This is a genomic window from Tunicatimonas pelagia, assembly GCF_030506325.1.
In the GTDB taxonomy this organism is placed as follows: Bacteria; Bacteroidota; Bacteroidia; order Cytophagales; family Cyclobacteriaceae; genus Tunicatimonas; species Tunicatimonas pelagia.
Map to the genome: position 1 here is coordinate 6,243,308 of NZ_CP120683.1, position 11,495 is coordinate 6,254,802.

Genomic DNA, 11,495 nt, shown 5'->3' on the forward strand with positions numbered 1-11,495 from the left:
TTTTAGCAGTTATTCTCAGTGGCTAACCCTTTCTACTAATTATTCGTACATCTATTCTAAAAATAAAGCAAACACTACCAACACCTATGTCTCTTATTGTAAAATGGCTGCTCTCGGCCATCGCTGTAATGATTACCGCCTATCTGCTGCCCGGCGTTAGCGTAGAAAGTTTTTGGGCGGCCCTGGTGGTCGCGGTTATTCTGGCGTTGTTTAATGCCGTACTCAAACCGATATTAGTCATCTTGACTATTCCTATTACTATTCTTACGCTAGGGTTGTTTCTACTAGTCATTAATGCTATCATTATCTTAATGACCGATGTTCTAATCGGTGGATTTACAGTTAGCAACTTTTGGTGGGCTATCGCTTTTAGTATTATTATGGCTATTCTTGGTTCTCTCTTTAACGATATTGCGGAAAGAGTGTAGGCGGAAAAAGGAATACGGAGAATAGAGAGCAAATACAAATTCCTTTTTTTTACCCTTCTTTTTTCGTTTTCCATTAGCCGTTAAGAAGATTCTTTTTATCTTTGCGCCACTATGAAAATGACACGAGCCATAATAGTGCCCTACGTCCCGGCCAACCTCGGCTAGGGAAAGTTACTTCTCAGTAGCGTAATTGGGCATTCCCGCCCTTTCTATTATTTCAATTCTTTATTGGCATTTTCATCGTTCTCACGCGTGGCTCAGTATATCCATCGTATCAAATACTTTTATAATAATCTCCGCATCGCACTTAATGGTGCGGAAACCAATTTTACCTCCGGTAGCATCCGTCGGGCTATCTTTCTGTTGTCAGTTCCTATGATTTTAGAAATGGTCATGGAATCGCTGTTTGCAGTAGTAGACATTTTCTTTGTGGGTAAGGTCAGCACCACTGCAGTAGCCACCGTTGGTCTCACCGAATCAGTACTCACTATTATCTATTCGGTGGCAATTGGCCTTAGCATGGCTACTACCGCATTGGTAGCTCGCCGGGTGGGGGAGAAGAACCATCACAAAGCTGGTGATGCTGCCTTTCAGGCCATTGCTTTGGCGGTTATCATTTCGTTGGTTATTGGTGTTGTAGGGGCAATCTTCGCGCGCGATATTCTTCGGCTAATGGGCGGAGAGCCTCAATTGGTAGAAGATGGTTTTCTCTACACCCGAATTATGTTTTTGAGCAATACCAGCATTATGCTACTGTTTTTGATCAACGGCATCTTCCGAGGGGCAGGAAACGCCTCGTTGGCTATGCGGTCGCTGTGGTTAGCCAACGGGCTTAACATTGTTCTTGATCCGATATTTATTTTTGGCTTAGGAGCCATTCCAGCATTTGGGGTAGCGGGAGCAGCCATTGCTACTACTACCGGACGCACGATAGGAGTGCTATTTCAATTATACCATTTGCTAAATGGTAAAACAATTGTCAGAATTGGCTGGGAAAATATAGTGATACGCGCTAAAACACTGCTTAATTTGTTGAGACTAGCTTCGGAAAGCATTAGCCAATTTTTGGTTGAATCAGCTAGTTGGATATTTCTAGTACGAATTATCTCACTATTTGGCAGTGAGGCGTTGGCAGGGTATACCATTGCTATTCGGATTATTATCTTTTCTATTCTGCCCTCCTGGGGGTTGTCTAATGCAGCGGCTACCTTAGTTGGGCAAAATCTGGGAGCTGGCCATCCGCTACGAGCCGAAAAATCAGTTTGGAAAACAGCGTACTATAACTTTCTATTTTTAACGGTGTTATCTCTAATATTTTACTTTGGCGCGTATCAGTTCGTTGGTATTTTCAGTGACGATCCCGACGTGATTCAAACCGGAGTAGAATCGCTGCGAACTATCTGTTTGGGGTACGTTTTTTTATCCTACGGAATGGTGTTGGCTCAATCGTTCAACGGAGCCGGAGATACCCGAACCCCTTTACTCATCAATATTGGCTGCTATTGGCTGGTACAAATTCCGTTAGCCTACGGTATGGCGGTTTGGCTGGATATGGGGCCTCGGGGAGTATACATTGCTATAGCCATTGCCTTTTCGCTGGCGGCGGTAGTCAGTGTAATTCTGTTTCAAAAAGGCAAATGGAAACTAGTGAAAGTATAAGCTGTTTGGGTAGATAACCTAGCCAATTGCCACTCAAAATCGCAAGTTTGGTAATTATTTATTAAATTATGCTACCTAAAATAAACATTTAAGATACTATGAGACATTCTACTAAATTAATTTTTGCGTTCGTGCTTATGGTGGCCACTCAGAACGGCTACGCTCAATTCTTACAACCGGTTGAAAAAAGGATGGACATAGGCGAAAAGGTAACTCCGGCTTGGGTGCTGGCGGTAGAGGAACCAGAGGAAGAACTTCGGGAAAGTATTGTTAACTATACTAAAGAAGAACTAAGAGCCAAGCTCAAAAAAGGTAGGAATGGCTTGCTGATCGCTAAAGAAGTGAAAGTGCCTAGTATTACTTCTTACACTGGCGATTTAAAAGTGCTACTTTCGCAAGTGCAGAATCGTACGCAGGTGGCTGTGGCATTTATGCCTGGCTACGACATTTCCCTTAATTCGGACGACTACCCTAACGAGATGGAGCGACTACGGCAGTATACTCGAAATATGCTGAAGTACCACATGGTAAATGAACTTCAGGTAACGATTAAAGATGACGAAAAGCGGCTGAAAGACTTGGAAAAAGATCGTAAGAGAAATGAACGAGAGTATCGCAAGCTTGATAAGTCTACGGCTCGAATGCAGAGAAAAATTAATTCGGACAAGACCGATGAAAACACCAAGTTTGACCTTAGCAACGAGCAAGAAGCTGCCGAAGACCGAATGAACACCTTGGTTGCCGAGAAAGATGAACTAAATGATGAAATTACGAAGATGAACGAGAAAATTCAGGTGAGCCAGGAGGAAATCAATACAATTGAGAATCGGTTTGTAGAGCGAAATGTATCGGTGAGTACCGAAGAAAATGAATCTGAAGAGGAGGAATACAAGCCGTAGACCGGAGGGAAGAATTTGAAAGTTACAAGTTTCAGATAGTAAGAACTTGTAACATTAATCTTTCAGTGATCGCTATAAATTAAGGGATTGGTAATAGGCAAGCCAATCCCCACTTTCTACGTAGGGTAATCCGGCAACATCCGTATCAAACTTCAGGTAGGTGTAGAATTGATGTTCGGCTAGGTAAATAAAGCGATACAATTGTTCATCTACCCCTTCTAGTTCGTGCACGGCGGGTAAAGCGACTTCAGCCACCTGATAAATATCGCCTATCACCGAAGAGCCAGTTTGGGCAATCATATAAGGGTACCACTGCTGATAATCGTACAGTGCGTAACCAGACAGGTAATATTTTTCTTTTATCAGCTCGCTATCCGCTAGATAGTGGGCGTACATGCCTCCTCGGCGTAGCGTTCCGTACACGAAGATGTCATAGAAGGTCATTTGCTGATTTTACCTACGTTGAAGCGTTAGTGCTACTTAAAACATTGTCGGCCTAGTTTACGATATACTAGGGAGAAAGTAGAACCATGCTGGCAAAAAAGAAGTGCGTATTTATAATCAACCCAATTTCGGGGGTAGGCAAGCAAAAGGATATTCCTTCGTTGCTAAAGCAGCATCTTGATATGCGTCGCTTTGAGTATGATGTGGTGTTTACCGAGTACCCCGGCCATGCCACTGAAATTGCCGAAGCGTATCGCGATCAGGTTGAATACGTAATTGCGGTAGGAGGAGATGGTACCATTAATGAAACTGCCCGAGCTTTGCTGGGTAGCGAAGCTGTGTTAGGAATTATCCCATTGGGTTCAGGAAATGGCTTTGCCCGGCATCTGAATATTTCTACCAATCCCACCCGAGCGATTAAGCAGTTGAACCAATCGCAGGAGTCACTATTGGACGTAGGGTTTCTAAACGGGCATCCGTTCTTCAATGTGTCGGGTACCGGCTTTGATGCGCTAATTAGTAAGCGGTTTGCCGATCAAACCCGACGGGGATACGCTACCTACATTCGCTGTGTGTGGGAAGAGATCACCAGCTACCAGCCTCGTACGTATCGGTACACCTTAGATGGAGAGGAAGTAGAAGACACCTTCTTTCTAATTGCCTTTGCCAACAGCGAACAGTACGGCAACAATGCTATTATTGCCCCCCAAGCCCAAACCAATGATGGGCTACTGGACATCGTATTCGTGCGGCCTTTTCCGGCGGCCTACGTTATTACATTTACACTGCTGGCTTTTACTCGGCAAATTCACCTTTCACCCTACGTAGAAATTGTGCAGGCTAAGCAGTTTGAGGTTCAGCAGCTCAACGACTCACTTATTCATATTGATGGAGAGTACGTTGAAACTACCGACAAAACGCTGAACATTTCTCTGCGCCCGCAAAACTTGAAAGTACTACGGCCCAATTAATCACATGCTACCTTTGAAAGAGTAAGCAAAAGAAATACTAATTTAGTGGTAACAACCTACAGGTAATTAGCATGGGTTATTGTTCAGTACACAAAATATACTCATAATTAACAATTTGGTAACAATATCTTAACAAGAAGATAACAGCTTCGTCAAAAACGAATAGGTTATTTGTGTAATTAATTATTGTTGCATTTGATATACTGGTCATACCCCAGCAACGTTCGCCAGACTAGGCTAAATTCCTTGCGTTTAGTCCCCGATCAGCCTCACCCTTTTTCAACCGTACCTACTTTGTTTAACTCAACCTTGTTGACTATGCTTACCCGATTTAATCCCGCCGAAATGACGATTAGTAATTTACTCTACGTAATCCAATTTAAACTACTACAATATGTCCAAAAAGCGATCAGTCGAGGTAGCGGTTATCTCCGATGTACACTTGGGTACTTACGGATGCCGCGCCAAAGAACTGCTTGAGTACTTAAAAAGTATTAGACCCGCTACGCTAGTGTTGAACGGCGATATCATCGATATCTGGCAATTCAGCAAGCGATATTGGCCCAGCTCTCACATGCGAATTGTAAAGCAAATTTTTGGGATGGCGGCCAAAGGGGTAGAAATCTACTACGTTACGGGAAACCACGATGAAATGCTGCGTAAGTTTGATGGGTTTACGATGGGCTCTCTTAAAATTATGAACAAAGTGGTTTTGGAGCTAGATGGTAAGAAAGCCTGGATTTTTCACGGCGATGTATTTGATATCACTATGAAGCATTCTAAGTGGTTGGCCAAGCTAGGGGCAATTGGCTACGACACGCTGATTTTACTGAATGCTTTCGTCAACTTTGTGCGGGAGAAAGTTGGAATGGGACGGGTTTCTTTCAGTAAAAAAATTAAAAACCGAGTGAAAGGAGCAGTTAAATTTATTGATGATTTTGAAAATACTGCGGCCGAAATTGCGATCAACAATAAGTACGATTACGTTCTCTGTGGTCATATTCATAACCCTGAGATGAAAACAATTAGAAATAATGAAGGCAGTGTTGTGTACCTCAACAGTGGCGATTGGATTGAAAATCTGACTGCCCTGGAGTATAATAAGAAAGAATGGTCGCTCTACCGTTTTGCCGATGATGCCACACTCAGTGAAGAAAAAGCCCCGGAGGAAGAAGAGGAAAATCTGGATGTAGGGGTGCTTTATAAAAACCTCGTGGCAGAGTTCCGGTTATCTAAACCATGAAGGTACTCTACGCCATTCAGGGAACGGGCAACGGGCACATCAGCCGGGCTCGCGATATAGTGCCGATCCTCCAAAATAAAGTTGATCTTGACCTGCTCATCAGCGGCATTCAGGCCGATGTTTCTTTACCCTATTCAATTAAATATCAACTCAAAGGGGCAGGGTTCATTTTCGGCAAATCGGGCGGAGTAGACTTAATGCGAACGTACCGCAAAGCCGATACCCGAAGGTTTTTGAAAGATGTGCGGAACCTTCCGGTTCAGAAGTACGACCTGATTATTAATGATTTTGAGCCAGTGTCAGCCTGGGCTGCCTATTTTAAAAAAGTGCCTAGTGTATCGCTCAGTCACCAAAGTGCTATTCTGAATGAGAACGCCCCCCAACCGCACAAAATAGATCCGGTGGGCAAAACCATTCTCAAGAATTACGCTCCCACCGATCAGGCTTACGGTTTTCACTTTGCTAAGTTCGACAAAAACATTTTCACCCCCGTAATTCGTCAGCAACTTCGGCAGGCAGAAGTACAGAACTTAGGTCACTACACCGTTTATCTACCTGCTTTCGACGACCAAAAACTAATTAAGCGTCTCAAAACTGTAGAAAATGTTTCCTGGCAGGTATTTTCTAAGCACAGCAAAAAAGCCTATCGGGAGGGCAATGTGCAAATATCTCCGGTAAATAATGAGCAATTTATTCAGAGCTTAACCAGCTGTGAGGGTATTTTATGCGGTGCGGGTTTTGAAACACCTGCCGAAGCATTATTTTTAAAGAAAAAGCTACTGGTTATTCCCATGAAAAACCAGTATGAGCAGTACTGTAATGCAGCAGCGTTAGAAGCCTTGGGAGTGCCCGTTTTGAAGCACTTTAAGAAAAAGCAGTTGCCCTCTCTGCAAAAATGGATTGAACAATCTAGCCCAATTGAGGTAGACTATCCTGACATTACTGAAAAGATCATAGACTTAGTACTGGAGGAGCAGAAGTTAATGAGTAATGTGCGGGAGTAAGGGAGACCGGAATTTAAAATTGATCGTTGATGGAACCAACCAGCTAATGAATCATGATGAATTGGCGTGGGACACTGTACAGTAGACAATGAGCAATGGGTAAAGCTAAACCCCGTACATCAAACTACGCTAACACCATAACACTTTAACACTTTAACACTTTAACACCTGAACACTGCAACTTTGTAATCTTTAACCTTCTAACTCTGTAGACCAATGTCGACTATCGACTGTGGACTATTGACTATCTCAACTAATAACTAAAACTTTTTAAGCTTGACTGAATTTAGTGCAGGGGAGTACGACCCTGATTTTAAATGGGGAGTATCTACGGCCGCTTATCAAACTGAGGGATCCATTCAAGAAGATGGCAAAGGACTATCTATCTGGGATGAATTTTCCAACCGTCCGGGAAAAATTTACAATAACCACAATGCGAACCAAGCTTGCGATTTTTACCATCGCTACCCCGAAGATCTGAGCATTATTCAACAATTAGGTATTCCTAACTTTCGGTTTTCAATCGCTTGGTCGCGAGTGTTGCCCCAGGGGGTGGGTGCTCCCAACCGAGCGGGACTCGATTTTTATGACCGACTCGTGGATAGCTGTTTGGAGCAAAATATTGAACCTTGGATTACGCTGTACCACTGGGACTTACCTGTTGCCCTTCATCGGCGAGGGGGGTGGACAAATCGAGATATTCTGAACTGGTTTACTGAATATGTTGAGTTAGTGGTCAATCACTTCAAGGATCGAGTAACACAGTGGATGGTCCTCAACGAACCAATGGTATTTACCGGAGCGGGATATTTTTTAGGAATTCATGCTCCCGGCAAGCGAGGAATGAAAAATTTTTCGTCAGCAGTTCACCATGCGACACTATGCCAAGCTGAAGGAGGGCGGATCATTCGCGACTTGCACTCTTCAGCTCATATTGGCACTACTTTCTCTTGTTCTCTGGTAGAACCAGCTTCGGCTAACGAGCGTGATGTGCGGGCTGCCCAGCGAGTAGATGCGCTATTAAACCGCTTATTCATTGAGCCTGCTCTCGGAAGAGGCTACCCTATTAATCAGCTACCCGCGTTAGCTAGGTTAGAAAAGCATATGCGGCCAGGTGATGAACAACGCTTAAAATTTGATTTTGATTTTATTGGCCTACAGTGCTATACCCGAGAAGTAATTCGCTATTCTTGGTCAATGCCGTATATCTTTGCTCGCCAAATATCCCCTCAAAAGCGAGCAGTGCCAACTACATTAATGGGGTGGGAAGTGTACGCTGACTCCATGTATCATATTCTTACGAACTTCTATCGGCGTTATCGCCTCAAAAAAATCATCATTACTGAAAATGGGGCTGCCTTTGCCGACTCAGTGAAAGAAGGTAAAATTGACGACTATGAACGAGAGAGATATCTAAGCAGTCATATTCATGCCTGCTTACGAGCGAAGCGCGAGGGTGTACCGCTAAGTGGGTATTTTGTCTGGACACTCACAGATAACTTCGAGTGGGCTGAAGGTTACCGACCCACCTTCGGTTTAGTTCACGTTAACTTCCAAACGCAGGAGAGAATCATCAAACGTTCGGGGCAGTGGTACGCCAATTTGGTGCAGCAATACCTGAGTCAATCTCAGAAATAGAACGTAAATATTTAGCTCTTACGCAAAGCTGGCAGAAAACGCGAGCGATTCCGTTTGGTAAGCAGTGTTCTCTTCTTTCGCTTTTCTATTTCTTCCCTAATTTTCTCAAGCAGAGCTTCCTCTTCAATTTTTTGGTTACCTAATCGAAAAACGCGTTGTTTCAATTCGTAGGGTGTGTTTCTGGTTTCCATGGGCTGTCAGGTTAATCATTCTCAGCCGATAATGTGCTAATCCTTCCTAAAGCAGTGGTGAAACAACAACTTTCATTTATTACTGCTAAGCTGTTTCTAGTGGTTGATTTCGTTCTTGACTTAAAAAAGAATGTGCTTCGTCTTGTCGGATGAAAATTTTCATATTAAGGTTATCAAAGTTAAATGAGGACTTTTCTAGCCACTCATTGTTGGCCATTAGCTTCCGTTGGGAGGCAGGAGTGGTAAGCACTGCCACCTGACAAATTTTATCGGAGATAATGGAACTAGTTAAACTTTTACAAGTATTAGACCATTTTTTGATAAAAAAGAAAAACTCATAGGGATTAACGTCCTGAAAGAAGTCTTTCACAAAGAGCCATTTGTTCGTATCATACACCGCAGCAATGTTCATGGCAATGTCCATAGTCTCATGATAGAGCGTAAGTTCACCGTAACCATTAAAATTAATGACAACGGCTTCAAGGTTTTTATGGTACTCTGCACTCGCTAAACTGTTGACAATTTTATACATAAAGTAGACAATTAGTGGAAAAAATGCACCAATCTCAGGTAGAGAATTCGGCAAAAGCTGTTGTGAATAGGTGCGTAGTTTGTAGTTAGGTCAGCGCAGTAAGACAAATATAAGTATAATAACGGAAAAAGACTCATTTTGAAAGTAAAAATAATGTAAAATTAATCGTAAATTAATATATATTTTTAACATATTTTTAATTATTGCGCGCATGTAGTTCAAAATACTCATAATATATGAGTAGCTATGAAATGAATACTAGTAAAACTATGGAAAATAAAACGTACACTATGCAAGCCTACCAAGTATTTCTCCTGAAGGTGAATAGGTAGTTTTGACAGATACTATTATCTCAAGTTTTGGGTCAAGGGACTACGAAAAAATTAACGAATCTGCGCTAAAGCAGCCCCGACTTGGGTAACAGGAAGTTTACAAACTTTATTCTGACATACGTAAATAGTGGTCTGTCCAGTAACCAGCTTATTCTCCAGTAGTGTTAAACTTCCCTCGGATTGACCACCCAAAAACAATACGTTAGGCAGATATTGCTTATCCATTCCTTGACGGGTTATTTGTGAAGACTCTCCCAAGATAGCCACTTCGTAGGGTTCATGGACTATATTTCCAAGTAGGCTAGCCCAGTTGGCGTGGAAGTTAGGATACTCCTCCACGCTAGAGTAAACCGTATTAACCATAGACTGAGCACGGGTAGTGTAAGCGTCTTCCGCTAATAATAACCCTAGCGTCCACAGGTTTTTAGCCATTACCGAATTAGAGCTTGGAATAACGTTATCGTCAATCTCTTTTTGGCGGGCAATAAGCGAAGCATGACGGCTGGAAGTATAAAACAGCATAGGCGTTTTGGCATCCTGAAAATTTTCAAGCACATAATCGGTGAGCGATTTAGCAGTGTAAAGCCAGCTCTCTTCAAAAGTAGCCTGATACAAATTAATGTAGGCTGCAATTAGGTGGGCATAGTCGTCTAAAAACCCCGGAATGCTAGTAACCCCATCTTTGTAGCTACGGGTCAGCGAAAAGTCAGACTGGATAATCTGGCTCTTTAGAAAGTTGGCATTGGTCAATGCCGATTGAAGGAAGCGAGGGTCGCCCAAGGCGCGGTACGCATCTACGTAGCCGTTTAACATCAGCGCGTTCCAAGCAGTTAATATTTTATCGTCTAAGCCCGGGCGGATTCGTTCACTGCGCTGTTCAAGTAAGCGGGATTTTGCCTGTTGAAGGCTCTTTTTTACCTTTTCGGAAGAAGTACCGATTGATTGAGCAAAATCAGCTATTCGCTGATTAGCGTACAGAATATTCTTGCCTGCTTCCCAGTTTCCTTTCTGCGAGATGCTAAAATAGGAGGTGAAGTTTCCTGCATTGCTACCCAGTGTTGCTTCAATTTCTTCGGCGGTCCAAACGTAAAATTTTCCTTCTTCTCCCTCACTATCGGCATCAAGCGAAGAATAGAAGGCTCCTTCCGGGGAAGTCATTTCTCGTTCAATAAATTCTAAAGTTTCATAAATGACCTCACTATAGAGTGAGTCGCCGGTAAGCTGATAAGCGTTGCTGTACAGGCTAACTAGTTGGGCATTATCGTACAACATTTTTTCAAAGTGCGGCACTTTCCACTTAGCGTCGGTAGCGTAGCGGGCAAATCCGCCACCTAGGTGGTCATAAATTCCACCAAGAGCCATTTTATCAAGGGTTGTCAGTACCGCTTCTTTTGCTGACGTATCTCCCGAAAAATAGTGGTACTGCATCAAGAAGTTCAGGTTGACCGGCATAGGAAACTTAGGTGCTCCCTGGTTACCTCCCCAGTCAAAATCTATCTGAGGCTTCCACGTCTGGAAAAGTTGGTTTAGCGTTTCCTGAGAATAAGTCGTGGGCGAAGAGGCTACTTCCAATTGATCGATAGTTTGAATACCCTCCGTTACCTCACTAGCAATGGTTTGGAGTCGCTCAGGATCATCTTGGTAGGTTTCTACGAGTTTCCGTAGCACTTGCATCCATTGATCTTTGGGTAAATAGGTTCCTGCAAAAAAGGGGCGTCCGTCCGGAAGTGCTACGGCATTAAGTGGCCAACCACCCCGTCCGGTAAGCAACTGAGAGGCATTCATGTAAATTTGGTCCACGTCGGGTCGTTCTTCCCGGTCTACTTTAATGGAGATAAAATGCTCATTCATAAAATCAGCCACTGTAGAGTCTTCAAAGCTTTCGTGCTCCATCACGTGGCACCAGTGGCAAGCAGCGTAGCCAATACTTACTATAATCAGTTTTTTTTCTTCTTCCGCTTTTTCCAGAGCCTGATCGCCCCAGGGGTGCCAGTCAACCGGATTGTAGGCGTGCTGAAGCAGGTAAGGGCTTGTCTCATCAATAAGGGCATTGGTATGCGCTGAACCCGAGGGCTGGGCGCAGGCGGAAGTGAACAGTAAGTAGGCTATTGGCAGTAGCAGATGAAAACGCATAAAGTTCAGGCAGTTAAGGCG

General features: G+C 43.3%; 11 protein-coding genes. 7 read left to right on the forward strand and 4 right to left on the reverse strand.

Annotated elements, in window-relative coordinates; all coding sequences use genetic code 11:
• Positions 1 to 86: 86 nt before the first annotated feature.
• The 3 genes from P0M28_RS26670 to P0M28_RS26680 all read left to right on the forward strand — a co-directional run bounded on the left by P0M28_RS26670 (position 87) and on the right by P0M28_RS26680 (position 2,986).
• On the forward strand, positions 87 to 428 hold the full coding sequence (locus tag P0M28_RS26670) for a phage holin family protein (protein WP_302206551.1): 342 nt from the start codon (positions 87 to 89) through the stop codon (positions 426 to 428).
• Positions 429 to 680: 252 nt separating this feature from the next.
• A complete protein-coding gene (locus P0M28_RS26675; RefSeq protein ID WP_302206552.1) occupies positions 681 to 2,087 on the forward strand; it encodes an MATE family efflux transporter in 1,407 nt (468 codons plus the stop codon).
• Between the two features lie 98 nt (positions 2,088 to 2,185).
• Positions 2,186 to 2,986: a hypothetical protein gene (locus tag P0M28_RS26680; protein ID WP_302206553.1), complete on the forward strand. Its 801-nt coding sequence runs from the start codon at positions 2,186 to 2,188 to the stop codon at positions 2,984 to 2,986.
• Between the two features lie 72 nt (positions 2,987 to 3,058).
• Here P0M28_RS26680 and P0M28_RS26685 read toward each other — a convergent pair whose 3' ends face one another.
• Positions 3,059 to 3,430 carry a gamma-glutamylcyclotransferase family protein gene (locus P0M28_RS26685; protein ID WP_302206554.1) on the reverse strand — a complete coding sequence of 124 codons (372 nt, stop codon included), beginning with the start codon at positions 3,428 to 3,430 and terminating at the stop codon, positions 3,059 to 3,061.
• A gap of 86 nt (positions 3,431 to 3,516) precedes the next feature.
• On the opposite strand from P0M28_RS26685, the gene P0M28_RS26690 reads away from it, so the two are divergent.
• The 4 genes from P0M28_RS26690 to P0M28_RS26705 all read left to right on the forward strand — a co-directional run bounded on the left by P0M28_RS26690 (position 3,517) and on the right by P0M28_RS26705 (position 8,286).
• Positions 3,517 to 4,401, forward strand: a complete 885-nt coding sequence (locus P0M28_RS26690; RefSeq protein ID WP_302206555.1) for a diacylglycerol/lipid kinase family protein — start codon at positions 3,517 to 3,519, stop codon at positions 4,399 to 4,401.
• Positions 4,402 to 4,795: 394 nt separating this feature from the next.
• Positions 4,796 to 5,644: a UDP-2,3-diacylglucosamine diphosphatase gene (locus P0M28_RS26695; RefSeq protein WP_302206556.1), complete on the forward strand. Its 849-nt coding sequence runs from the start codon at positions 4,796 to 4,798 to the stop codon at positions 5,642 to 5,644.
• Complete coding sequence (locus P0M28_RS26700) at positions 5,641 to 6,648, forward strand: glycosyltransferase family protein (RefSeq protein WP_302206557.1); 1,008 nt, start codon at positions 5,641 to 5,643, stop codon at positions 6,646 to 6,648. The genes P0M28_RS26695 and P0M28_RS26700 overlap by 4 nt, the downstream gene beginning before the upstream one ends.
• 276 nt (positions 6,649 to 6,924) lie before the next feature.
• The gene (locus P0M28_RS26705) at positions 6,925 to 8,286 is read left to right on the forward strand and encodes a GH1 family beta-glucosidase (protein WP_302206558.1); all 1,362 of its coding nucleotides are present in this window, start codon (positions 6,925 to 6,927) and stop codon (positions 8,284 to 8,286) included.
• 11 nt (positions 8,287 to 8,297) lie between these two features.
• Here the strand turns inward: P0M28_RS26705 and P0M28_RS26710 are convergent, their stop codons facing one another.
• From P0M28_RS26710 to P0M28_RS26720, 3 genes are all read right to left on the reverse strand, one after another.
• A complete protein-coding gene (locus P0M28_RS26710; RefSeq protein ID WP_302206559.1) occupies positions 8,298 to 8,477 on the reverse strand; it encodes a hypothetical protein in 180 nt (59 codons plus the stop codon).
• An 85-nt stretch (positions 8,478 to 8,562) separates the two neighbouring features.
• Entirely contained in the window at positions 8,563 to 9,009 is a 447-nt protein-coding gene (locus tag P0M28_RS26715; protein WP_302206560.1) for a hypothetical protein, read from the reverse strand.
• A 383-nt stretch (positions 9,010 to 9,392) separates the two neighbouring features.
• The gene (locus P0M28_RS26720; protein WP_302206561.1) at positions 9,393 to 11,474 is read right to left on the reverse strand and encodes a thioredoxin domain-containing protein; all 2,082 of its coding nucleotides are present in this window, start codon (positions 11,472 to 11,474) and stop codon (positions 9,393 to 9,395) included.
• Positions 11,475 to 11,495 lie beyond the last annotated feature (21 nt).

Coding starts and splice junctions, on each gene's coding strand:
- P0M28_RS26670 (WP_302206551.1), top strand. CDS start 87: ATGTCTCTTATTGTAAAATGGCTGCTCTCGGCCATCGCTGTAATGATT.
- P0M28_RS26680 (WP_302206553.1), top strand. CDS start 2,186: ATGAGACATTCTACTAAATTAATTTTTGCGTTCGTGCTTATGGTGGCC.
- P0M28_RS26685 (WP_302206554.1), bottom strand. CDS start 3,430: ATGACCTTCTATGACATCTTCGTGTACGGAACGCTACGCCGAGGAGGC.
- P0M28_RS26690 (WP_302206555.1), top strand. CDS start 3,517: ATGCTGGCAAAAAAGAAGTGCGTATTTATAATCAACCCAATTTCGGGG.
- P0M28_RS26695 (WP_302206556.1), top strand. CDS start 4,796: ATGTCCAAAAAGCGATCAGTCGAGGTAGCGGTTATCTCCGATGTACAC.
- P0M28_RS26700 (WP_302206557.1), top strand. CDS start 5,641: ATGAAGGTACTCTACGCCATTCAGGGAACGGGCAACGGGCACATCAGC.
- P0M28_RS26710 (WP_302206559.1), bottom strand. CDS start 8,477: ATGGAAACCAGAAACACACCCTACGAATTGAAACAACGCGTTTTTCGA.
- P0M28_RS26715 (WP_302206560.1), bottom strand. CDS start 9,009: ATGTATAAAATTGTCAACAGTTTAGCGAGTGCAGAGTACCATAAAAAC.
- P0M28_RS26720 (WP_302206561.1), bottom strand. CDS start 11,474: ATGCGTTTTCATCTGCTACTGCCAATAGCCTACTTACTGTTCACTTCC.